This window comes from Variovorax sp. RCC_210 (assembly GCF_041355175.1).
GTDB lineage: Bacteria > Pseudomonadota > Gammaproteobacteria > Burkholderiales > Burkholderiaceae_C > Variovorax.
Window position 1 is genome coordinate 110561 of record NZ_JBFUPJ010000007.1, and the last position, 22543, is coordinate 133103.

The 22543-nt window shown below is 69.4% G+C and carries 22 protein-coding genes; 18 read left to right on the forward strand and 4 right to left on the reverse strand.

Translation table 11 applies throughout. From position 1 onward, the window contains the following. Positions 1–140: 140 nt before the first annotated feature. Positions 141–2120 (reverse strand): propionate catabolism operon regulatory protein PrpR, encoded by a 1980-nt coding sequence (gene prpR, locus AB6807_RS20360; RefSeq protein WP_371085985.1) that lies wholly within the window; start codon positions 2118–2120, stop codon positions 141–143. Between the two features lie 214 nt (positions 2121–2334). Between prpR and AB6807_RS20365 the strand changes: the two genes are divergently transcribed. From AB6807_RS20365 to AB6807_RS20400, 8 genes are all read left to right on the forward strand, one after another. Continuing rightward, positions 2335–3312: a Bug family tripartite tricarboxylate transporter substrate binding protein gene (locus tag AB6807_RS20365; RefSeq protein ID WP_371085986.1), complete on the forward strand. Its 978-nt coding sequence runs from the start codon at positions 2335–2337 to the stop codon at positions 3310–3312. A gap of 7 nt (positions 3313–3319) precedes the next feature. Continuing rightward, on the forward strand, positions 3320–4219 hold the full coding sequence (locus AB6807_RS20370) for an oxaloacetate decarboxylase (RefSeq protein ID WP_371085987.1): 900 nt from the start codon (positions 3320–3322) through the stop codon (positions 4217–4219). Positions 4220–4492: 273 nt separating this feature from the next. Next, positions 4493–5452: a helix-turn-helix domain-containing protein gene (locus AB6807_RS20375; RefSeq protein WP_371085988.1), complete on the forward strand. Its 960-nt coding sequence runs from the start codon at positions 4493–4495 to the stop codon at positions 5450–5452. 19 nt (positions 5453–5471) lie between these two features. Then, the gene (locus AB6807_RS20380; RefSeq protein WP_371085989.1) at positions 5472–5882 is read left to right on the forward strand and encodes a RidA family protein; all 411 of its coding nucleotides are present in this window, start codon (positions 5472–5474) and stop codon (positions 5880–5882) included. Further along, positions 5879–6577 carry a DJ-1/PfpI family protein gene (locus AB6807_RS20385; RefSeq protein ID WP_116913121.1) on the forward strand — a complete coding sequence of 233 codons (699 nt, stop codon included), beginning with the start codon at positions 5879–5881 and terminating at the stop codon, positions 6575–6577. The genes AB6807_RS20380 and AB6807_RS20385 overlap by 4 nt, the downstream gene beginning before the upstream one ends. 128 nt (positions 6578–6705) lie before the next feature. Next, on the forward strand, positions 6706–7707 hold the full coding sequence (locus tag AB6807_RS20390) for a tripartite tricarboxylate transporter substrate-binding protein (RefSeq protein WP_371085990.1): 1002 nt from the start codon (positions 6706–6708) through the stop codon (positions 7705–7707). Positions 7708–7715: 8 nt separating this feature from the next. Continuing rightward, positions 7716–8525 carry a creatininase family protein gene (locus AB6807_RS20395; RefSeq protein ID WP_371085991.1) on the forward strand — a complete coding sequence of 270 codons (810 nt, stop codon included), beginning with the start codon at positions 7716–7718 and terminating at the stop codon, positions 8523–8525. Then, the gene (locus AB6807_RS20400; protein WP_371085992.1) at positions 8522–8872 is read left to right on the forward strand and encodes a DUF3817 domain-containing protein; all 351 of its coding nucleotides are present in this window, start codon (positions 8522–8524) and stop codon (positions 8870–8872) included. The genes AB6807_RS20395 and AB6807_RS20400 overlap by 4 nt, the downstream gene beginning before the upstream one ends. Positions 8873–8907: 35 nt before the next feature. On the opposite strand, the gene AB6807_RS20405 is transcribed toward AB6807_RS20400, so the two are convergent. Continuing rightward, on the reverse strand, positions 8908–10074 hold the full coding sequence (locus tag AB6807_RS20405; RefSeq protein WP_371085993.1) for an ABC transporter ATP-binding protein: 1167 nt from the start codon (positions 10072–10074) through the stop codon (positions 8908–8910). Between the two features lie 35 nt (positions 10075–10109). Then, positions 10110–10889 (reverse strand): FadR/GntR family transcriptional regulator, encoded by a 780-nt coding sequence (locus tag AB6807_RS20410; RefSeq protein ID WP_371085994.1) that lies wholly within the window; start codon positions 10887–10889, stop codon positions 10110–10112. Positions 10890–11032: 143 nt separating this feature from the next. Here AB6807_RS20410 and AB6807_RS20415 point away from each other — a divergent pair, with 143 nt between their 5' ends. From AB6807_RS20415 to araD, 7 genes are all read left to right on the forward strand, one after another. Further along, entirely contained in the window at positions 11033–12400 is a 1368-nt protein-coding gene (locus AB6807_RS20415; RefSeq protein ID WP_116913127.1) for an extracellular solute-binding protein, read from the forward strand. Between the two features lie 11 nt (positions 12401–12411). Then, on the forward strand, positions 12412–13308 hold the full coding sequence (locus AB6807_RS20420; protein ID WP_116913128.1) for a carbohydrate ABC transporter permease: 897 nt from the start codon (positions 12412–12414) through the stop codon (positions 13306–13308). Then, on the forward strand, positions 13305–14132 hold the full coding sequence (locus AB6807_RS20425) for a carbohydrate ABC transporter permease (RefSeq protein ID WP_371085995.1): 828 nt from the start codon (positions 13305–13307) through the stop codon (positions 14130–14132). Before AB6807_RS20420 ends, AB6807_RS20425 begins: the two co-directional genes overlap by 4 nt. A gap of 7 nt (positions 14133–14139) precedes the next feature. Further along, on the forward strand, positions 14140–14943 hold the full coding sequence (locus tag AB6807_RS20430; RefSeq protein ID WP_371085996.1) for a shikimate dehydrogenase: 804 nt from the start codon (positions 14140–14142) through the stop codon (positions 14941–14943). 16 nt (positions 14944–14959) lie between these two features. Next, positions 14960–15955, forward strand: a complete 996-nt coding sequence (locus AB6807_RS20435) for a Bug family tripartite tricarboxylate transporter substrate binding protein (protein ID WP_371085997.1) — start codon at positions 14960–14962, stop codon at positions 15953–15955. 15 nt (positions 15956–15970) lie between these two features. Then, positions 15971–16780: an aldolase/citrate lyase family protein gene (locus AB6807_RS20440; protein ID WP_371085998.1), complete on the forward strand. Its 810-nt coding sequence runs from the start codon at positions 15971–15973 to the stop codon at positions 16778–16780. Between the two features lie 68 nt (positions 16781–16848). Next, the gene (gene araD / locus AB6807_RS20445) at positions 16849–18597 is read left to right on the forward strand and encodes an L-arabinonate dehydratase (protein ID WP_371085999.1); all 1749 of its coding nucleotides are present in this window, start codon (positions 16849–16851) and stop codon (positions 18595–18597) included. A 3-nt stretch (positions 18598–18600) separates the two neighbouring features. Here araD and AB6807_RS20450 read toward each other — a convergent pair whose 3' ends face one another. Beyond that, complete coding sequence (locus AB6807_RS20450) at positions 18601–19650, reverse strand: LacI family DNA-binding transcriptional regulator (RefSeq protein WP_286515507.1); 1050 nt, start codon at positions 19648–19650, stop codon at positions 18601–18603. A gap of 131 nt (positions 19651–19781) precedes the next feature. Here AB6807_RS20450 and AB6807_RS20455 point away from each other — a divergent pair, with 131 nt between their 5' ends. Genes AB6807_RS20455 through AB6807_RS20465 form a run of 3 tightly spaced genes read left to right on the forward strand, consistent with a single transcriptional unit; the run spans position 19782 to position 22541 of the window. Then, complete coding sequence (locus AB6807_RS20455) at positions 19782–20720, forward strand: 2-hydroxyacid dehydrogenase (protein WP_371086000.1); 939 nt, start codon at positions 19782–19784, stop codon at positions 20718–20720. 34 nt (positions 20721–20754) lie between these two features. Beyond that, positions 20755–21726, forward strand: coding sequence for a Bug family tripartite tricarboxylate transporter substrate binding protein (locus AB6807_RS20460; protein WP_371086001.1), 972 nt, complete (start codon positions 20755–20757; stop codon positions 21724–21726). Between the two features lie 14 nt (positions 21727–21740). Next, on the forward strand, positions 21741–22541 hold the full coding sequence (locus AB6807_RS20465; protein ID WP_371086003.1) for an HpcH/HpaI aldolase/citrate lyase family protein: 801 nt from the start codon (positions 21741–21743) through the stop codon (positions 22539–22541). The last annotated feature ends 2 nt before the right edge of the window (positions 22542–22543 follow it).

The window sequence follows — 22543 nt, forward strand, 5'->3', positions numbered from 1 at the left end:
GCCCGCGGCATCGATGCCGGATGCTCGAATCACGAAGACCGCACTATTGCCGGGACGCCGGCGCGCTTCAATCCCTCAAACAGTCGATGTCGCGGTCTTTGGCATATTGCTGATGGGGGATGAGGGGCCGGAGCCTGCTTTCAGGCGCCTGCGTCGCGCAGCCGCCGCCACAGCGTCGAGCGGCTGATGCCGAGAACGGCGCAGGCCTGCGCCTGGTCTCCCTGCACCGACTGCAGCACCTCGCGCACGCGGCGCGCTTCGGCGTCCCGGCCGGCGCCCTTGAGCACGCGATCGCGCAACGGCGCGGGCCGCGCCTGCGTGCACTCGGGAAACACTTCGAGCAGGCGCGCGCGGTCCAGGTCGCCTGCCGGCGCCAGGTAGCCCTGGCACCCCAGCAGCCGCTCGACGAAGTTCTCCAGCTCGCGCACGTTGCCGGGCCAGCCGTAGCCCGCGGCCACCTCCAGCAACGCGTCGAGCCAGCGCGAGGCCTGCGCTAGGGCCACGCCCGCCTTGCCCGCGCGGCGCGCCAGCAACTCGGCGGCCAGCGGTGCGATGTCGTCGGCGCGTTCGCGCAGCGGCGGTGTTTCCACGCGCAGCACCGCCAGCCGGTAGTACAGGTCGCGGCGGAACTGGCCACGCTCCACCTGCGCCGCCAGGTCGGCATGGGTCGCCGCGATGACGCGCAGGTCGACCGGCACCGCCGCCGTCGCGCCCAGGCGGAGCACTTCGCGCTCCTGCAGCACGCGCAGCAGCCGCGTCTGCAGCGCCAGCGGCATGTCGCCGATCTCGTCGAGAAACAGCGTGCCCGTGTGCGCCGCCTCGACCAGGCCGGTCTTGCCGCCGCGCCGCGCGCCGGTGAAGGCGCCTTCCTCGTAGCCGAAGAGTTCGCTTTCCAGCAGGCTTTCGCCCAGGGCCGCGCAGTTGACCGCGAGAAAGGGCTGGGTCGCGCGTCGGCTCGCGGTGTGAATGCCTTGCGCCACCAGTTCCTTGCCGGTGCCGCTCTCGCCCACGATGAGCACGGTGGCGTCGCTGGCCGCGCAGTGCGCCGCCAGCTCGCGCACGCGGCGGGCCGCGGGGCTCTCGCCGCTGAAGGCCTCCAGCCGGTAGCGCGCGGGCGCGCCGCGCTGCCGCTGGTTGGCGCGCAGGTGGCGGTCCGCGCGCTGGATCACGGCCGGGTCGCGGCACACCAGCAAGGCGCCGGTGACCTCGCCGGCCTCCACGATGGGCGCGCGCCGCACGACCAGCGTGCGCGCGCCGAGCTGCAGCACCTCGTCGGCCGGCGCTTCGCGCAGGCGCAGCGTGGCGCCCAGGTCGAGCACAGGCTCCACGTCGCCGAGCACGCGGCCTGTGAGCTCGTGGGCGGGAACGCCCATCAGCTCGGCCATGGCGGGGTTGAGCGCCTCGATGCGCTGGTGCAGGTCGACGGCCACCACGCCGTCCTGCAGCTGGCCGAGCACGGTGTTCAGCCGCTCGTGGCGCGCGCGTTCGGCGCGGCCGAGGCGCGCGAGGTGAATGGCGTCTTCCAGCGCCTGGCGCACGGCGTCGTCCGAATACATCAGCACGCTGGCGATGCCGGCCTGCTCGGCCTGCTCGGCCAGGTCGGACACCAGGCCCGGCGCGACCACGGCGCCGACGCCGGCCGCGCGCAAGGCCTGCACGCAGGCCGGCGCGTCGTCGGGGCCGCGGTAGCTGAACTGCGCGATGCCCATGCCGAACAGGGCATCGAGCTGCGCCAGGTGTTCCGACGGCCCCTCGAACGACACCAGCCCCACGCGCGGCGAGATCGCGCGGGCGGCGGCCAGCGCGCGCATCAGGTCGAAGCCGCGCACCTCGACGATGACCACCGGAATGTCCAGGTGCCGGCGCAGCCATTCGCCGCTGGCGCCTGCCGCCACGATGACGTCCACCGGCGCGCGCGCATGCAGCGCACGCACCGCGTCGACCGCCTCGTCGAAAGCGTGCGCGACCAGTTCGACCTGCGCCTGCGCTGCCACCGCGGGTGCCAGCCGCGCGAGCACGCGGCCCAGCCGGTGGCGGGCCACGGCCACGATGCGCGGCGGGCGCTGTGTGACGAAGGGCTGGGGGAGGGGCCGGATGGGGGGCGGGGCGGCATCGTTCATTTCGCGGATTTTATGGTTTCAAAAATGAAACATAAATGAAATGAGCGATTTGAAAATGCTCCCGAAAACGCACTGCCTGCAGCGGGGGATTCCTTTGAAATCAACGACTTGCGCTGCCAATTCATACGCACGTGCCGCGTGGCACAGCGTTTGCGAATTCACGGCGGTGACCTGTCCGCAGGCCATGACTTTCCACAAACAAAGGAGCCAACAGATGAACTTCCGCCGTCTTTCCACCCTGACCTGCGCCACCGTGGCCGCGTTGGCCTGCGCGCTGCCCGCGGGCGCGCTGGCGCAAGGCTGGCCCACCAAGCCGATCCGGCTCGTCGTGCCGTTTTCCGCCGGCGGCGCCAACGACCTGATGGCGCGCGCCGCGGCCGAAGGTGCGTCCAGGCAGCTCGGCCAGCCCGTGGTGATCGACAACAAGCCCGGCGCGGGCGCGATCCTGGGCGCGGACGTGGTCGCCAAGAGCGCGCCCGACGGCTACACCTTCCTGGTGAGCGCGGCCGGCGTGGTGTCCAACAGCATGATCAAGAAGAACATGCCCTACAAGGACGACGCGCTGGTGCCGGTGGCGATGATCGCGCTGGCGCCCTCGGTGGTGGTGGTGCCCGCCAACGCGCCGTACAAGGACCTGAAGGAGTTCATCGCCGCGTCGAAAAAGTCGGGCAGCGGCTTCCACTGGGCCACGGCCGGCACCGGCAGCACGCCGCATTTCGTCGAAGGCCTGCTGGAAACCAAGTACGGCGGCAAGCTCGACGTGGTGCCCTACAAGAGCGGCTCGGAGTCGATCACCGCGGTGCTCGGCAACCAGGTCGAGGCCACGTCGGAAGCCAGCATCGTCGTGCTTCCTTACCTGAAGAGCGGCAAGCTGAAGGCGCTGGCCGGCACCTGGTCGCAGCGCATCTCGGCCTACCCGGAGCTGCCGACGGCCGCGGAAGAGGGCTTCCCCGAAATTCGCATCGCGCACTGGGCCGGCGTGCACGCGCCGCGCGGCACGCCGGACGCCATCCTCGACAAGATGGCCGCGGCCATCGACGCGGCCATGAAGTCGCCCGAGACGGCCAAGCGCCTGAAGGACATGGGCATCGAGCCCATCGGCGGCACCCGCGCGAGCTTCACCAAGTTCGTCGACGAGGAGCGCGCGCGCCTGGGCGGCGTGGTGAAGGCCACCGGCATGAAGGAAGACTGAGCACCGAATGAACGACACCAAACTCAACACGCCCCCCAAGCCCGACGCCAACCCGAAGCAGGCCCTGCGCCGCCTGGCCGACGCGCGCCGCGGCGTGCTGGTGCCCGGCGCCTTCAACGCGATGTCGGCGCGCATCATCGAAGACCTGGGCTTCGAGGCGATCTACGTCACCGGCGCCGGCGTGACCAACATGTACCTCGGCCTGCCCGACCAGGCCTTCATGGGGCTGCACGAAATCGCCGAGCACACGGCGCGCATCCGCGACGCGGTGAACCTGCCGCTGCTGGTCGATGCCGACACCGGCTTCGGCAACGCGCTGAACGTGCGGCACGCGGTGCGCGTGCTGGAGCGCGCGGGCGCGGATTGCATCCAGCTCGAGGACCAGGTCAGCCCCAAGCGCTGCGGCCATTTCTCGGGCAAGGCCGTGATCGACACCGACGAGATGCTCGGCAAGATCAAGGCCGCCGTCGATGCGCGGCACGACAGCGGCCTGCTCGTGATGGCGCGCACCGATGCCGCGGCCGTGCACGGCTTCGAGGCGGCCATCGAGCGCGCGCAGCGCTTCAGCGAGGCGGGCGCCGACATCCTGTTCGTCGAGGCCGTGACGCGGGCCGAGGAAGTGCGCGCGATGCCCCGCCGGCTGGACAAGCCGCAGCTCATGAACATGGTGATCGGCGGCAAGACGCCGACCTTCGGCGCCGATGAACTGGGGCAGCTCGGCTATGGCTTCGTGCTGTACGCCAACGCCGCGCTGCAGGGCGCGGTGGTGGGCATGCAGAAGGCGCTGGGCGTGCTGCGGGATTCGCGGCAGCTGACGGAAGAAGGCGGGCTTGTCGCTACTTTCGAGGAGCGGCAGCGGTTGGTTGGCAAGCCGGAGTGGGATGCGTTGGAGCGGCTGTACGTGTAGGCGACGCAGGGCGGGAGCGCAAGGGTGAAGGGTGGAAGAGGTGGGCCCTTCAGGTGGCCTAGCTCTTGGTCGACGAGGGGCTCGGGCTCGACGGATCGTGGTTGTTCGCAGAAGATCAGCAATGCCCGCTCGGCAGTTGCGCTGCCGGAATCTGTAGTCGCCTGCCGGAATCCGGCATCGCCCCGCGCCGCATGCCCTAGCCTCCACAGGCCGTGAACCTCTGCGTGGTGCAAGCGGTGATCCAGCGGATTGTTGTCTTCACACGGAGAGACCATGCAAAGCAGAAGCTACCGAAGCGACTCCTTGCCCGAGGGCAACCGGATACTGAACAGCGAGTGGTCGCGCCACCGAGTCAGCGTTCAGCATGGGCAGTCGCTTCGGCTGCGTTTCTCGATCCGATCGATCACCCCGGCCATGTCGGTCAGTTCCCTGTGCTACGGGGCGCAGGCCGTGGTGCGCCCCGAGGAGCGCGCCAACGTGCTGCTGGTGCAGATGCCGCGCGCGGGCTTCGGCCTGGCGAGCTTCGACGACGCGAGCACGCCCATGGACGCGGCCCATTACGCCCTCATCGATGCCCGCAGCGTGGCGCAGGTGGTCTATGGGCGCGAGGCCGACATGCTGGTGCTGCGCGTGGCCATGGAGCGCGTGAACGCCCGGCTGGAAGAAGACCTGGGCTACCGGCCGGCCACGCCGCTGTCGTTCGCGCGCGGCATGGCGCGCGGTTCGCCGGCGTGGGCGGCATGGGAGCCGGTGGCCGCGGCGCTGGCGGCGGTGGAAGCCAGCGCGCTGGCGGATTTTCCGGCGCCGGCGATGTCGGCGCTCGAAGGCATGGTGCTGTCCACGCTGCTGCTCGCGCAGCCGCACAACCACAGCGAGGCGCTGTTGCGCCCGCAGCCCGCCATTGCGCCGCGCCATGTGCGGCGCGCCGAGGAATTCATTCACGCGAACCTGCGCCTGGCGCCGGCCACCGCCGACATTGCCGCCCACGCCGGCGTGAGCACGCGCGCGCTGTTCGACGGCTTTCGCCGCTTCTTGCAGACCACGCCCGCGGCCTACGTGCGCGCGGCGCGGCTGGCCGCGGCACGCGCCGACCTGCAGTGCGGCCACGGGAGCGTGGGCGACGTGGCCGCGCGCTGGGGCTTCCCGCACGCCGGGCACTTCGCGGTGCTGTACCGCCGCCAGTACGGCGAGGCGCCGGCACGCACGGTGCGAGCCCACTCCTGCGATTCCTGACCCTCCGAAAAACCTTGCCATGCACGCAATCACGCACATTCCCTCGCCCGGGCGTTTCAAGACGCCGCCGCTGTCGGGCGCCACGCGCTTCGGCGACCTGTTGTTCGTCTCGGGCACGCCCGGCTACCACGACGACGGCCGCATCGACGAGGGCGATTTCGTCGCCCAGTTCGACCAGGCCATGGCGGTGCTGGCGCAACTGCTGCGTGCGGGCGGCAGCACGCTGGGCGCGGTGCTGAAGGTGAACGTGCTGCTCGTGCGAGCCGAAGACGTGGCCGCCATGAACGCGCGCTATGCCGAAGTCTTCGGCCCGAGGCCATACCCTGCGCGGACCACCAGCGTGGTGCTGTCGCTGCCCGACCCGCGCATGCTGGTGGAGATCGAATGCACCGCGGTGGCCACGGCGTCGGCGGTGGAGGCCGTGCAATGAGCACCGCGCCTTTCCAGATCGGCATGCTGGTCTTTCCCGGCATGACCAGCCTCGACTTCGCCGGCCCGCTCGACGTGTTCGCCCGGCTGCCCGGTTCGCAGGTGCATGTGCTCGCGAAGACGCTGGAACCGGTGGTCACCGACATCGGCATGCGCGAGCTGCCGACGCTGCGCATGAAAGACGCGCCCGCGCTCGACCTGCTCTTCATCGGTGGCGGGCCCGGCGTCAATCCGTTGATGGAAGACGAGGAAACGATCGACTTTCTCGTTCAGCGCGCGCCGCATGCGCGCTGGATCACCTCGGTGTGCACCGGCGCGCTGGTGCTCGGGGCGGCCGGCCTGCTGCGCGGCTACAAGGCGGCCACGCACTGGACGGCCATGGAGGTGCTGCCGTACTTCGGTGCCGAGCCCGTGCACCGGCGCGTGGTGGTCGACCGCAACCGCATCACCGGCGGCGGCGTCACGGCCGGGCTGGACTTCGCGCTCACCGTGGCCGCCGCGTTGCACGGCGATGCCCACGCGCAGGCCATGCAGCTGGGCATGGAGTACGCGCCGCAGCCGCCCTTCGACACGGGCTCGCCGGCCACCGCACCCGCCGAGCTGGTGCAGCGCGTGCGCATGCAGGTGGCGAAGTCGACCGAGGCCCGCATGGCGGCGGCACAGCGCATCGCGCTTCGCCAGGGCTGGGCACGCTGATGCGCGCCTGATGCGCGCCTGAAATCGCTGCCGGCAACCGTCGGCGCCTGCCGGAACGCGGCGGGCCGTGTGCAGGCACCTCCTACGCTTCGAAGCACATGGCGCACGGTGCGCCGAGGAGTGTCTTCATGACGGTTGCATCGGGTGCGTTGCGTGGGTTGCGTGTGTGGTGTGCATGGGGTCGGTGGCGCCGGCTGGCTGCCGCGTGCGTGCTGGGGCTGCTCGCGGGCTCGGCGGCAGCCGAACCCTACAAGGGGCCCATCACGCTGGTGGTGGGCTACCCGGCTGGCGGGTCCGCCGACATCGGCGCGCGCATCCTCGCGGAGAAGCTGCCCGCCTTGCTGGGCCAGCCGGTGATCGTGGAGAACCGCGCGGGCGCGGGCGGGCAGATTGCCGCGCGCTACGTGAAGGCGGCTTCGCCCAACGGCTCGGTGCTGTTCTTCACCAACGGGCACACGGTCGTCACCGTGCCGCTGGTGCTCAAGGCGCCGGGCTTCGACACCCGGGCCGACCTGCAACCGGTGAGCCCCTTCGCCTCCTTCGAGCTGGTGCTGGCCGCGCATGCGAAGACCGGCGCGCACGACGTGAAACAGCTGGCCGCATACTTCGCCGCCAATCCCAGGGAGCGGAACATCGCGGTGCCGGCGCCGGGCAGCGCGCCCGAGTTCCTGGTGGGCCGGCTCGCGCAACTGACCGGCACCGACCTGCAGCCCATCGCCTACAAGGGCAGCGGCCCGGCCGTGCAGGACCTGCTGGGCGGGCAGGTGGCCGCCGCGGTCGTGCCGGTGAGCGACGTGCTGCAGTACCGCGCGTCGTTGCAGCTGCTGGCCGTGACGCGCAAGACCGCGCTGCTGCCCGACGTGCCCTCGTTCGCCGACGCGGGCATGCCCGAGCTCGCGGCTTCCGATTTCCTGGCGGTGTATGCGCCGCACGGCATGGCCGCCGATGAGGTGGCGCGCATCCACGCCGCGGTGCAGAAGGTGGTGGCCATGCCCGACGTGTCGCGGCGCATGCTGTCGTATGCGCTGCAGCCGCAGGTGGGCACGCCAGCCGACCTGGAGCGCACCTTCACAGCCTCGCAAGGCACGGTGCGCAGCCTGATGACGGCCGTGAACTACAAACCGCAATGAATGCCGCAATGAGTGCCGCAGTGGACACCGCAGTGGAGGCCGCACCGTCAGCCGCGCCAGGCCAGGCTCGCCAGACCCGCTGGGAACGGCTGAAGAGCACCGAGTTCGATCGCGCGGCCCTGGCGCGCACCGTGGCGGTCCTGCCCATCGGCTCCACCGAGCAGCATGGCCCGCACCTGCCGGTGGAGGTCGACAGCCTGCTGGTGACGGAGGTTGCGCGCCGCGCCGCCGAGCGCGCCGATGCCCCGGTGCTGGTGCTCCCCACGCTCTGGGTGTCGCTGGCCGAGCACCACATGCACAACCCCGGCAGCCTCACGCTCGACTTTTCCACGCTGCTGGCCTTCGTGCGTTGCGTGGTGCGGTCGTTGCAGCGCCAGGGCTACCGGCGCGTGCTGCTGCTGAACGGCCACGGCGGCAACATGGCGGCGCTGACGGTGATCGTCGACCTGCTGGGCGTCGAGCTGGCGATGCCGCTCGCAACGGCCACCTACTGGATGGTGGCCGCTCCGGCGTTCTCGCGCATTCTCGAGGGGCAGCCCAACCTGCTGCACGCCTGCGAGGCCGAGACCTCGATGGTGATGCACCTGCGCCCCGAGCTCGTCGATGCGGCCGCGGCCTGCAGCGTCGACGCACCGCCCACCGGTTTCCTCCAGGCCGGCGGCATGCACCGCTGGCGCAACATGGCGCACTGGTCGGCGTCGGGCGTCGTCGGCACGCCGCACCTGGCGTCGGCGCGCAAGGGCGCGCTGCTGCTCGAGGCCGCGGCCGACGCGCTGGCCGTGCACCTTGGCGATGAGCGGCTGTGGGCGCCCGAATGACGCATGGTGACGGCGTGGTGCGCGAAGACCGGGCCGGCCGTGTCCGTTGGCTGAAGTTGCTGCGTGGCCTGGGCCTGGCCGAAGGGGTCACGCTGGTCTTCCTGCTCGGCGTTGCCGTGCCCATGAAGCACCTGGCCGGTGCCCCGGGGCTGGTGTCTGCCGCGGGGCCGGTGCACGGGCTGGTGTTCCTGTGCTACCTCTGGCTTTCGGTGCGGGTCGCGCTGGCGGAAGGGTGGGGCTGGCGCTGGACGCTGCGCCTGTGCGGTGTCGCGCTCGTGCCGTTGGGCACCTTCTTCAACGACCCGTTCATTCGGCGCAGGTTGGACGAGATCGCCGACCCGGCTTGACCCGCGCCCTCCGCATGGCCGCGCGGGTCGGTCCGCTAGGCCGGCACTTTCCAGTTCGCTGTGGCGGCAGGAACCGTCGGGGAGCCGTTTTCTAGGACATGGCCGCCGTTTCCGGAATGTCCCTCGGCCACGAGCGCCTGCTCGTTGCCGTCGAAGAAATGCAGGGCCTCCGGCGCGATGGACAGCGTCAGCTGGCGCGGTACGTCTGTCTGGGTGCCCGGCGTAAGCAGCACCAGCTCGCCCAGCGATGAGCGCAGGTAGCAGAAAGCGCGGTCGCCCAGCTGCTCCACGGCCAGGGTCTCGCACCCGTCGAGCGCAATGCTCACCTGCCCCGGCGCCGGCTGGCCGATGCGCAGTTGCTCGGCGCGGAACCCCAGGGTCGCCACTTCGCCGTTCAGCCGCTGCGGCACCTGCAGCGTGACGTTGCCCATGCGCAGCAGCGTGCCGCCTTCATTGCGCTGCGCGGCATCGACCTTGAACAGGTTCATGCGCGGCGTGCCGATGAAACCCGCCACGAACAGGTTGGCCGGCGCGTGGTACAGCGCCAGCGGCGAGCCCACCTGCTCGATGCGGCCCTTGCGCAGCACCACGATCTGGTCGGCCAGCGTCATGGCCTCGGTCTGGTCGTGGGTCACGTACACCGCGGTGGCTTTCAGCGTGCGCTGCATGCGCGCGATTTCCAGGCGCAGCTTCACGCGCAGCTCCAGGTCCAGGTTCGAGAGCGGTTCGTCGTACAGGAACACCTCGGGCCGGCGGATCATCGCGCGGCCCATGGCCACGCGCTGGCGCTGGCCGCCCGAGAGCTGGCGCGGGTAGCGCTCCAGCAGCGGCGTGAGTTCGAGCGTGCGCGCGATGTCGTCCACGCTGCGCGCCTGCTGGGCCGCGTCGACCTTGGCCATGCGCAACGGGAAGGCCAGGTTCTGCCGAACCGTCTTGTGCGGATACAGCGCGTAGTTCTGGAACACCAGCGCGCAGCCCCGGTCTGCCGGCGGCACGTCGTTCATCACGCGCCCGCCGATCAGCACCTCGCCGCCGCTGGGCGTTTCCAGCCCCGCGATGATGCGCAGCAAGGTCGACTTGCCGCAGCCTGAAGGGCCGAGCAGCACCGTCACCTGGCCGTCCGGCATGGTGAGGTCGATGCCGGGAATGACCTCGACATCGCCGAAGCGCTTGCTGATGGATTGCAGTCGTATGTCGGCCATGTCGCGTGTGTCCTTTGGGGGCGTGTCGCCGGAAGTCAGCAAGAAGGGGGAAGGGAGGGCACGGCCGCGGCAGCGGCTTCCGCCGCCTTCGCCACGCCGCGCTGGATGTTCGACTCGGTCAGCCCGAGCAGTGCCTCCATCGCGCGGCGTGCCTCTGCGGGCTTGCGTGCCCAGATCTGGTCTAGCACGTCGCGATGCAGCGGCAGGCTCTTGCGCGGGGCACCGGGCTGGCGCGTCGAGAGTTCGAACGAGGTGCGAAGGGCCGCCTCGATGGTGGCGCCGAATGCCACGAGGAACGGGTTGCCGGTGGCGTTGAGGATGGCGCGATGGAACTCCAGGTCGGGTCCGGCGTAGGCCACTGCGTCCATGCCCGCGGCGTCCATCATCCGGTACGCCCGCTCGATGGCGGCAATGCTGGCGTCGGTCGCCGAAGCGGCCGCGATCTCGCAGGCCGCGGGCTCCACGATGCGCCGCAGCTGCATCAGGTGCCGCGCCATCTGCGCGCGGTCGTTGCCCGACCAGGTCCAGCGCAGCACGTCTTCGTCGAGCATGTTCCATTGGGCGTGCGGAAGCACGCGCGTGCCGGCCTTCTGGCGCGACGCGATCAGGCCCTTGGCCTTGAGCCGCGTCAGCGCTTCGCGCACCGAAGTGCGCGCCACGCCAAGCTGTTCGGCCAGTTCCACCTCGGTCGGCAACGCGGCGCCGTCACCCCATTCGCCCGCCACCACGCGGCGCGCCAGCGCCTCGGTCACGGCCAGGGGGCCGCGCCGCGAAGCGGTGGGTTGGTTTTCAATTTCTTCTTTATGGTCGGACATATTATTTTCGGAAATAAGCTTATCCCACCTGAATTGGCCCTTGGTTTCGGGTTATCCATGAGGAATTAGAATCTATTTGTCTGTCATATTCAACTCAAGCGCCAGCAGGCGATACCGATGATCCGGCAGAAAGAGACAAGACCATGAGCCTCCCGACCTCTCTCGACATCAACCCGCAACGCCGCCGCCTGCTGAAGGTGGCCGCCGCCAGCGTAGCGGCTGGCGCCGGCGGCACGCTGGCGTTTCCTGCCCTTGCGCAGGCCAAGCCGTTCGCGGGCGTGAAGCTGCGCGGCGCGGCCTACCAGCACGGCTTCTTCAACATCCTGCGCAAGTACATCCCCGAGTTCGAGCAACAGACCGGCATGACGGTCGACCTGCAGCTCTCGGCCTTTCCGGTCTACAACCAGCAGGCCGACCTGGAGCTGTCCTCCGGCGGCAATTCCTGGGACTTCTGCAACGTCACTTTCATCCTGGCCGCGCGCTGGGTGGCGGCGGGCCTGCTGGCCAACCTCAGCGACTTCACGGCCGACAGGAAACTCACGCCCGCGAGCTGGAACCCCGACGACTTCGTGAAGGGCGCGCAGCTGCCGTACCAGGACAAGGCCGGCAAGAACTTCGGCTTTGCATGGGAGGGCGGGGCGATGCTCATGGGCATCAGCCGCATGGACCTCATGAAGAAGCGCGGCGTTCAACCGCCCGCGACGTTCGACGAGCTCATGAAAGCGGCCGAGGCCATCCACGGGCAAGAGGGCGTGACAGGTTTCGTCAGCTCCAATCTGCACCATTGGTTCCTGCCGCCCTATGTGCAGGGCTTTGGCGGCGACCTGTTCGTGAACCCGCCGAGCGACATCAAGCCGGCGCTCGACAGCGCCGCCTCGGTCGCGGCGACCGACTTCTATTGCAAGTTGCTGAGCAAATACAGCCCCCAGGGCGTGCTCGGCTACACGGAAGACCAGGCGCGCTCGGCACTGATCGGTGGGCGCTCCAACATCTTCATCCACTCGTCGTCGTGGGTCAGCGCCATGCTCACCTCGCCCGACAGCAAGGTGAAGGACACGGCGCTCGTCACGCGCATGCCGGCCGGCCCGAAGGGTGATTTCCCGGCGTCGAACAGCCAGGGCCTGGGGATTCCCAAGAACGCGAAGAACAAGGAAGCCGCGTGGGAGTTCATCAAGTGGACGCTGAGCCCCGAACTCACCGCGCGCATCGTGAAGGACACGGGCCACCCCTCGATCTGCCGGCGCTCGGTGATCGAGAGTGCCGAATACAAGCGCATCAACACCATCAACGGGCAGGACCTCGGCAAGCTGTACCTCGAGGTGCTGGAGCAACCCGGCAAGACGAAGAACTACATGGCCTACCGCACGGTGAAGGAGTTCCCGCTCGTGGGCGATGTCGTCAACAAGGCCGTCGAGCGCGTGGTGTCGGGCCAGGTGCCGGCCGCCGAATCGATGAAGCAGGCGCAGGAGCAGGCCCTCTCGTCGCTGCGACGCGCTGGCGTGAAAGTCTGAGCCTTTCCACGATGCCAGCCGCTTCCTATGAAGGCCAGCGTCGCCGCTTCGTGCGGATGGCGATTGCGCCCAGCCTGCTTTTTCTGCTGGTGGTGGCCGGGCTGCCCACGCTGTTCCTGCTGGTGACCAGCCTCACGCCGGGGGCGCTGGTCAACCCCGGTTCCCTGGGCGATTTCTCGGAGCCGCTGCGCAACTACCAGCTGCTGCCTGGCGACGAGCGCTTCGTGGGCTCGCTGCTGGTGCAGGCACGGCTGTCTGTCTACACGGTGGTGCTCCAGGTATTGCTGGGCACGGGCCTCGCGTTGCTCGTGCATTCGGGGCAGGAGCGCTGGCAGTCGCTTCGGCACCTGTTCGTCATCCCGATGGTGCTGCCGCCCATCGTGGTGGCGGTGATCTGGAAGCTTATCTACACGCCCGACATCAGCCCCATCTACCAGGCCGCGCGCATGCTGGGGGTGGCGCTGCCGGCCATGACCACGCACGTCGACTTCGCGCTGTGGGCCATCGTGATCGCCGACACCTGGGAATGGGCGCCGTTCACCTTCCTCATGGTGCTGGCCGCGCTGCAGACCTTGCCGGCGGAGTACGTCGAGGCCGCTCGAATGGACGGTGCGGACGCGTGGCGCGTGTTCGGCCACATCGTGCTGCCCTATATCGCGCCCGTGCTGCTGGTGTGCACGTTGTTCCGCCTCATCGACAGCATCAAGGCGTTTCCTCTGATCTTCCTGCTCACCGGCGGCGGGCCCGGCTCGGTGACCGAGGTGACCAACTACTACGCCTACCTGGTGGCCTTCAACTTCGGCGAACTCGGCTATTCGAGCGCCATCACGGTGGTGCTGCTGGTGGCCACGGTGGTCATCAGCTGGGGCGCGATGCGCTTGAGCCAGCGCACGAAAGGTGCCGAATGAGCAAGCCTTCATTCAGGCGGCGCTGGCCGCTGGCGCGCTGGGCCGTGCCGCTGGTCCTGTTCATCATGCTGGTGCCCTTCCTGTGGCTGCTGCAGATGTCGTTCAAGCCGACGCCCATGATCCTGGAGTTTCCGCCGCGCATGTTGTTCATGCCCACGCTGGAGCACTACGTGGGGCTGTGGCAGGCGGGCTTTCCGGAATCCTTCGTCAACAGCCTCGTCACGAGCGTGGTGTCGACCTTGCTGGCACTGGTCCTGGGCATTCCGGCCGCGTACGCGCTGTCGCGATGGACGGGGCGGGGGCGCTTCGGCCTCGGCCTGGGCATCCTGCTCACGCGCATGGCACCGCCCATCGCCTTCACCATCCCGTTCTTCCTGGCCTACCGCTGGCTGGGGCTGCTCGACACGCGCACGGGGTTGATCCTCATCTACATGACCTTCAACCTGCCGCTGGTCATCTGGATGATGCAGCCCTTCTTCGACGCGGTGCCAGCCTCGCTCGAAGAGGCGGCGCTGATGGACGGCGCAGGCTTTGCCACCGTGTTCATGGAAATCGTGATGCCCATGGCCACGGCGGGCATCGCGGCCACGGCCATCCTGTGCTTCCTGTATGCATGGAACGACTTCTTCTTCGCGCTCATCCTGACGCGCACCGACGCGCGAACGGCCCCGGTGGCGGTGGTGAACTTCATGAACTACGAAGGCTGGGAGTGGGGCAAGATCGCCGCGGGCGGCTCGCTGGTGATGGCGCCTGTGCTGGTGTTCTCGATGCTGGTGCGGCGCTACCTGGTCAGCGGGCTCACCGCCGGCGCGGTGAAGGGCTGACGCGGTGGTGCCGGCGAACCTCAGCGGTGCCACGCGCCTCGTGCCCATCCTTGCGCACCCGGTCGATCATGTGCGCGCGCCGCGCTTCTACAACCCGGCCTTCGCGGCCGCCGGCCTCGACTGGTGCCAGGTGCCCATGGGCGTGCACCCCGACGACTTCGCGGCCACCGTGGCGCAGCTCGCGCGCGTGCGCAACCTGCAGGGGCTGAACCTCACGATCCCGCACAAGGCCGCCGCGCATGCGCTGTGCGCGCGGCTCGGCCCCGAGGCACGGCGCACCGGCGTGGTCAACACGATGCGCCTCGACGCAGACGGCCAGTGGTCGGGCGAGAGCTTCGACGGCGTGGGCTTCGTCGAGGCGGCACGCGCGAACGGCGTGCTCCGAACCGATGGCGCCGTGATGCTCGTGGGTGCGGGCGGCGCGGGCACGGCCATCGCGTTCGCGCTGGCGGCCGAGCGTGCGCGCACGATCCACATCGTCGACCGCGAGCCCGGGCGGGCGGAACAGCTGGTGGACGCGCTGCGCAAGGCCTTCCCGGGCATTGCCGCCGATACCGAGGCAAGAGGCATCGGCCAGGCCGCCCTCGCCATCAACGCCACCTCGCTCGGCCTGCACGAGGGCGATGCAATGCCCTTCGATGCCGCGCTGCTGCGCACCGACGCCGCGCTGTTCGACATCGTTGCCGCGCGCGACACCGAGCTCATGGGCGCCTGCGCTGCGCGCGGCCTGAAGGTCGTCGGCGGCAAACCCATGATCGATCACCAGATCGCCGCGCAGATCGCCTTCTGGCGCGGCGACCCCCCGCATTGAAAATCCAGGAGACCCCATGCTGAACAAGACCAACCGCCGGGCCGCCATGGCCCTTTCCGCCTTGGCCGTTGCGGCCATGGCGTTGGCGGCGAACTCCGCGCTGGCGCAGACGTATCCGGCCAAGCCCGTCACGCTGGTCGTGCCGCAGCCGGCGGGCGGCGCCGCCGACCAGTTCGCTCGGCCCTTCGCACAGTTGCTGTCGCAGCGCCTGGGCCAGCCCGTGATCATCGACAACCGGCCCGGCGCCAACGGCAACATCGCCGCCGCCTACGTGGCGCGCAACCAGGCAGCCGACGGCTACACCATCTTCTTCGGCTCGGTCAGCACGCTGGCCGTGAATCCGCATCTCTACAAGGCCACCGGCTTCGATCCGCTGAAGGATTTCCAGCCGATCACCCTCACCAATCAGACGCCCAACGTCCTCGTGGTCGGCGCGGCCACGCCGTACAAGACGGTGGCCGACGTGGTCGCCGCCGCGAAGAAGGCGCCGGGCACGCTGAGCTTCGGCTCGGCCGGCAACGGCAACACCATGCATCTCACGGGACTGCAGTTCGAGGCGAAGACCGGCACGCAACTGATCCACGTGCCTTACAAGGGCGGGCCTGCCGCGCTCAACGACGTGATGGGCGGGCAGATCCCGATGATGTTCCACAACCTCTCGGCCGTGCTCGGCCAGGAAAAGGGTGGCCGCGTGCGCGTGCTGGCCGTGGCCGACACGCAGCGTTCCAGGCTGTTGCCGAACGTGCCGACGATGGCCGAGGCCGGTGCGCCCGGCGTGGTGCAGCTGGCGTGGAGCGGCATGCTGGTGCGCAGCGGCACGCCCGCGCCCGTGGTCGAGCGCCTGCACAAGGAGATGGTCGAGATCCTGAAGGCGCCGGCCTTTCGCAAGTCCCTGGAAGAGCAGGGCTTCGACGTACTCTCATCGACACCCCAGGAATTCACCGACCGGCTGAAAGCCGACTACGCCGCGATGGCCGAGGTCATCAAGGCCGGCAACGTCCAGATCGACTGAAAGAACGAACACACCATGCCTGCACGCAACGCCTTCAAGCACGCACTCGCCGCCAAGATCCCGCAGATCGGCCTGTGGTCCACGCTGCCCGACCCCTACATCTGCGAACTGCTGGCCGGCGCCGGCTTCGACTGGATGCTGCTCGATGCGGAGCACACGCCCGGCGACCCGACCACCATGCTGCGCCAGCTGCAGGCGGTTCAGGCCGAGCGCGATCGCCCCACCAACGCCGTGGTGCGCCCGCCATGGAACGACACGGTGCTCATCAAGCAATACCTGGACATCGGCGCGCAGACGCTGCTGCTGCCCTTCGTTCAGACGCGCGAAGAGGCCGAGGCCGCCGTGGCCGCCACGCGCTATCCGCCGCACGGCGTGCGCGGCATGGGCGGCACGGTGCGCGCTTCTAAGTTCGGCCGCGACGCGAAGTACGTGGCCGAGGCCTCGAACGAAATCTGCGTGCTCGTGCAGGTCGAGACGGCCGAGGCGCTGGAGCGGCTCGAAGACATCGCCAATGTCGACGGTGTCGACGGCGTGTTCATCGGCCCTGGCGACCTGTCGGCCAGCATGGGCGTGGCTGGGCAGGTCAATCACCCGACCGTGCGCGCCGCCGTCGACAAGGCCGTTGCGCGCATCCTGGCGTGCGGCAAGGCGCCCGGCATCCTCATGAACGACGAGCCGCGCGCCCAGGAACTGCTGGACCTCGGCGCGCTCTTCGTGGCGGTGGCGAACGACCAGGTGCTGCTGCGCAAGACCGCCGACGACGTGGCCGCGCGCTTCAGGCAGCGCGGCGCGCCGAAGACGCCCGACGGGCCCGCCACCTACTGACCCGCACCCGATTTCCAGAGACCCCACGCATGCCCAAAGAAGACGCTCCCGCAAAGACAACGACGACCATGAACAAGAAGCCTCTCGACGAGCTGCGCAGCCAGCGCTGGTTCGCGAGCGACGACATCCGCGGCTTCGCGCACCGCCAGCGCATGCAGCAGCAGGGGCTGGCGCGCGAGGAGTTCATGGGCCGTCCCGTCATCGGGATCATCAATACCTGGAGCGAACTCTCTCCATGCCACGCCCACCTGCGCGAGCGCGCCGAGGCGGTGAAGCGCGGCGTGCTGCAGGCCGGCGGCTATCCGCTGGAGCTGCCTGCGCTGAGCCTGGGCGAAGTGATGGTCAAGCCGACCACCATGATCTATCGCAACCTGCTGGCCATCGAGTGCGAGGAGCTGCTGCGCAGCCTGCCCATCGACGGCGCCGTGCTCATGGGCGGCTGCGACAAGACCACGCCGGGGCTGATCATGGGGGCGCTGTCGATGGACGTGCCCGCCATCTTCCTGCCCGCCGGCCCGATGATGAACGACCGCTACAAGGGCCAGGCCGTGGGCGCCGGCACGCACACCAAGAAGTTCTGGGCCGAGCGCTCCGTCGGCAACATCGGCCAGGCCGAGTGGATCAAGCTGGAGGCGCACATGACGCGCACGCCAGGCACCTGCAACACCATGGGCACGGCCAGCACCATGACCGCCATTGCCGAGGCCATGGGCCTCACGCTGCCGGGCGCGATGAGCATCCCGGCCGTCGACTCGGAGCACAGCCGCATGTCGTGGCGCTGCGGCGAGCGCATCGTCGGCATGGTGTGGGAAGACCTGAAGCCTTCGCGCATCGTGACGAAGGCCTCGTTCCTCAACGCCGTCACGGCCTACATGGCGCTGGGCGGCTCCACCAACGCGGCGGTGCACTTGCCCGCGATGGCGGGGCGCGCGGGCATCGAGCTGACCATCGACGACCTGGATGCCATCGCACGCCGCGTGCCCGTGATCGCCAACCTCTATCCGTCGGGCGAGAAGCTGATGGAAGACTTTCACTACGCGGGCGGCCTGCCGGCCGTGCTCAACAAGATCGCGTCGCACCTCGACCTGTCGGCACTCACCGTCACGGGTCGCACGCTGGGCGAAGACATCGCGCAGTGGCCGTCGGAGGACGACGGCACCATCCTCGACCCGGCGGCGCCGCTGAAGCGGGGCACGCCCGAGTGCCCCGAGGCCGGCATTGCGCTGGCGGTGCTGCGCGGCAACCTGTGCCCCGACGGGGCGGTGATCAAGCCCTCGGCGGCCACGCCCGAGCTGCTGCGCCATGAGGGCCGCGCGCTGGTGTTCGATTCCAACGCCGACATGCTCGCCGCCATGGCGGATGACGACCTCGATTGCGACGCCAGCACCGTGCTCGTGCTGCGCAATGGCGGGCCCGTGGGTGGCCCGGGCATGCCCGAGTGGGGCAACCTGCCGATTCCCAGGAAGCTGCTGAAGCAGGGCGTGCGCGACATGCTGCGCATTTCTGATTCGCGCATGAGCGGCACGCACTACGGAACCTGCGTGCTGCACGTGTCGCCCGAGTCGGCCGTCGGCGGACCGCTGGCGTTGCTGAAGACGGGTGACGTGGTGCGCCTGGACATCGGCGCGCGCAGCCTCGACATGCTGGTCTCCGACACGGAACTCGCCGAGCGCCGCAGGCATTGGACAGCGCCCCCGCAGCCTTACACGCGCGGCTACACGAAGCTGTTCCAGCACGAGGTCACGCAGGCCCACCTGGGCTGCGACTTCCTGAGTCTGGCTGGCAACGCGCCGACGCCGGAGCCGCCGATCTACTGAGCCTCAGCGCACGATGCGCGAGCTGTCGCGCACGACGAGCCGGCAGGGCACGACGTGCAATTGCGGCGGCGCGGGCTTGCCTTGCGGCGCCTGCGCCATCAGTTCCAGCACGACGCGCGCGGCTTTCATGCCGATCTCGTAGGGCGCGGGACGCATGGTGGTGAGGGCAGGGTGCAGGCGCGCCGCGATGGGCGCGTCGCCGAAGCCCGACACGGCGCAGTCGCGTGGCAACTCGAGTCCGAGCGAGGGCGCCTGCAGGATCGCGCCGGCGGCCATGCTGTCGTTGGCGAACACGATGGCTTGCGCGCGCGTGCGTTTCGGCTCCTGCTGCAGGCGGTGCATCACCTCGGCGCCTGCTTCGAATTCATCGGCCGCCTCGGTGGTCGTGACGATGTCCACCTTCAGGCCGGCCTCGCGCATCGCGGACGCATAGCCCATCGAACGTTGCTGCGCGCGAAAGTCCTGCGCCACCGGACGCATCGCGAAGCGGATGCGCCTGGCGCCTTGCGCGATGAAGTGCCGCGCCAGTTCCACGCCCACCTGCTCGTGCGGAAACCCGACCTGGTGAAAAGGCCGCCCCGGCACCACGCCCCAGGTCTCGACGACCGGCACGCGCACCGCGCGCAGCAGCGCCTCGGTGTCGGGCGTGTGGTCGTCGCGTGTGACGATGAGGGCGCTCGGGTGCCAGCCCGCGAAGGCGCGCACCGCGCGCTCCTCGAGCTGCTGCGAATAGTCGGTGTTGGCCAGCAGCAGTTGCAGGCCGGCCGCGTCGAAGCCGTCGTTCATGCCGCGCACGAGGTCGGCGAAGGTGGTGCTGGCCGTGTTCTGCATCACCGCGCCCACCACGCGCCCCTGGCCCGAGGCGAGCCGGCCCGCGACCTGGCTGGGCACGTAGCCGGTGGCCGCGATCACCTCGCGCAGCCGCTCGCGCACGGCCTGCGACACCTTGTCGGGCGCATTGAAATAGCGCGACACCGTGATCGACGACACGCCCGCCAGCGCCGCCACGTCGTGGATCGTGTGGGTGGCCAGCTTGCGTCGTGGCGCGCGCACGCGCGGCTCTTCTGCGGGGGAAGCGGGGAGGGGTTTCTTCGGGGGCACAGGCATTGACTCGGGCGGCGCCGAACTATACATTCGAGTGCAATGTTAGCGGTAACATCCTTCACTCATACAACGCCGATCCGATGCTTCCTGTCCTGCTCGCCATCACGCCCTTTCCTGCAGACCTCCTCGAAAGACTCGCTTCCAACTACGAGGTGATCGCGTGGAAGGAAGTGGCAGACGGCCCGGCCTTCCTCGCGTCGCGCGGCAAGGAGGTGCGCGCGCTCATCACCAACGGCATGGTCGGCGTGCCGGCCGGCATGGCCGACCATCTCACAGGGCTGGGCCTTGTCGCCTGCAATGGCGTGGGCTACGACGCCATCGACATCGCATGGGCGCGCAGCAAGGGCATTGCCGTGTCGAACACGCCCGACGTGCTGTCGACGGACGTGGCCGACCTGGCGCTGGCCCTGCTGCTGGGCGTGTTCCGCCAGCTGCCGGCGGCCGACCGTTTCGTGCGCGACGGCGCGTGGCTGAAGGGGGCGTTTCCGCTGGCGCGACAGCTCGCGGGCAGCAAGATCGGCATCGTCGGGCTGGGCCGCATCGGCCGGATGATCGCGCAGCGCTGCGCGGCCTTCGACACCGTCGTGGGCTACAACGGCCGCACGCGGCAGCCGGGCGTGCCCTATGACTATTTCTCGACGCCGATGGCGCTGGCCGAGTGGGCCGACGCGCTCATCGTCGTCACGCCGGGAGGCCCGGACACCAGGCACCTGATCTCCGCGCAGGTGCTCGACGCGCTCGGTGCGAACGGCGTTCTGGTGAACGTGGCACGTGGATCGGTCGTCGACGAGGCGGCACTTGTCGAACGCCTGCAATCGAAGCGACTCGCGGGCGCGGGCCTCGATGTGTTCGCGAACGAACCCGGCGTGCCCGAGGCCTTGCTGTTGTTGCCGCACGTGGTGCTGACCCCCCACATCGCCAGCGCCACGGTACAGACGCGCCGCGCCATGGCTGCCCTGGTGCTGGACAACCTCGTGGCGTTCGCCGAAGGCAAGGCATTGCCCACCGCCGTCGACTGAGCTTTTGCCCCACGTACTGAAGGAGACGACAGACATGAAAAGACGATTGGCCATCGCAGCCTCTCTCGCATTCGCATCGGTGCTCACGGCCCGCGCCGAAGGCACCTTCCCCGACCATCCGCTCACGCTGGTCGTGCCCTACCCCGCGGGCGGCGTGGCCGACCAGATCGCGCGGCCGCTCGCGCAGGCGCTGGCGCAGCGGCTGGGCCAGCCCGTGATCATCGACAACCGCGCGGGGGCCAACGGCAACATCGGCTCGGCCTGGGTGGCGCGCAGCCAGCCGGCCGACGGCTACACCATGCTGCTGGGGTCCACCAGCACGCTCACGGTGAACCCCGCGCTCTACAAGTCGCTGGGCTACGACGTGTTGAAAGACCTGCAACCCGTCACGCTCACGCACCAGATGCCCAATGTGCTCGTCGTGGGGGCGGCCACGCCCTACAAGAACGTCGCCGATGTCGTGGTGGCCGCGAAGAAGAAGCCCGGCGACCTCGTCTTCGGCTCGGCCGGCAACGGCAACACCATGCACCTCACGGGCGTGGAGTTCCAGGACAAGGCCGGCGTGAAGCTCACGCACGTGCCTTACAAGGGCGGCCCGCCCGCGCTCAACGACGTGCTCGCCGGCCAGATCCCGATGATGTTCCACAACCTGCCTGCCGTCGTGTCGTACAAGAAAGCCGCCAGCGTGCGCGTGCTCGCGGTGGCCGACACCAAGCGCTCGCCCGTCATGCCCGACGTGCCCACCTTCGCCGAGGCCGGCGTGCCCGGCGTGGTGAACATCGTGTGGAACGGCATCCTGGTGCGCAGCGGCACGCCCGCGCCGGTGGTGGAACGCCTGAACAAGGAGATGCGCAGCATCTTGCAGTCGCCCGAGTTCCGCAAGCCGCTGGAGGCGCAGGGCTACGAGGTGCTGTCGTCCACGCCGCAGGAAATGGGCGCGCTGATCGCCAGGGACACACCCGCCATGGCCGCCGTGGTCAAGCAGGCCGACATCCAGATCGATTGAACCCCACACATCGCATGAACGACCCTCTTCACAACGCATTCCGCCACCGCCTCGCCCAGCCCGGCACGCCGTTGGGCACCTGGCTCATGTCGGGCATCGCCAGCACCGCCGAGGCACTGGGCCGCGCCGGGTTCGACTGGCTGCTGGTCGACCAGGAGCACGTGCCCATCGACGAGCGCGACACGCTGCACATCCTGCAGGCGCTGGCCGGCACGCCGGCCGCCGCCGTGGTGCGCCTGGCGGCCAACGACCCGGTGCTGTTCAAGCGCGCGCTCGACCTGGGCGCGCAGACGGTGATGGTGCCCTTTGTCGACAGCGCGGAAGACGCGCGCCGCGCCGTGTCGTATGCCAAGTACCCACCCGAAGGCATTCGCGGCTACGCGGCCGTGCACCGCGCCAGCGGCTACGGCACCGCGAAGGACTACAACGCGCGCGCCAACGCGTCGGTGTTCACCGTGATCCAGCTCGAGACCCCGCGCGCCGTGGCCGCGCTCGAGGACATCGCCGCGGTGAAGGGCGTCGACGCGCTGTTCCTCGGTCCTGGCGACCTGTCGGCCAACATGGGCCACATCGGCGACATCCTGCACCCCGAGGTGCAGGCCGTGATCGCCGACGTGGCCGCGCGCTGCCGCAAGATCGGCCTGCCCTGCGGCATCGTGGGGCCGACGCCCGAGGTGGTGTCCACCTTCGTCGCCATGGGCTATTCGTTCGTGGCGGTGGCCTCCGACATGGGCATGATGATGCGGCAGGCCACGGCCTTCATCCAGGCCATCCGGCCGAGCCTGGCGCGCGGCTTCGACAGCAGCGTGTATTGAAG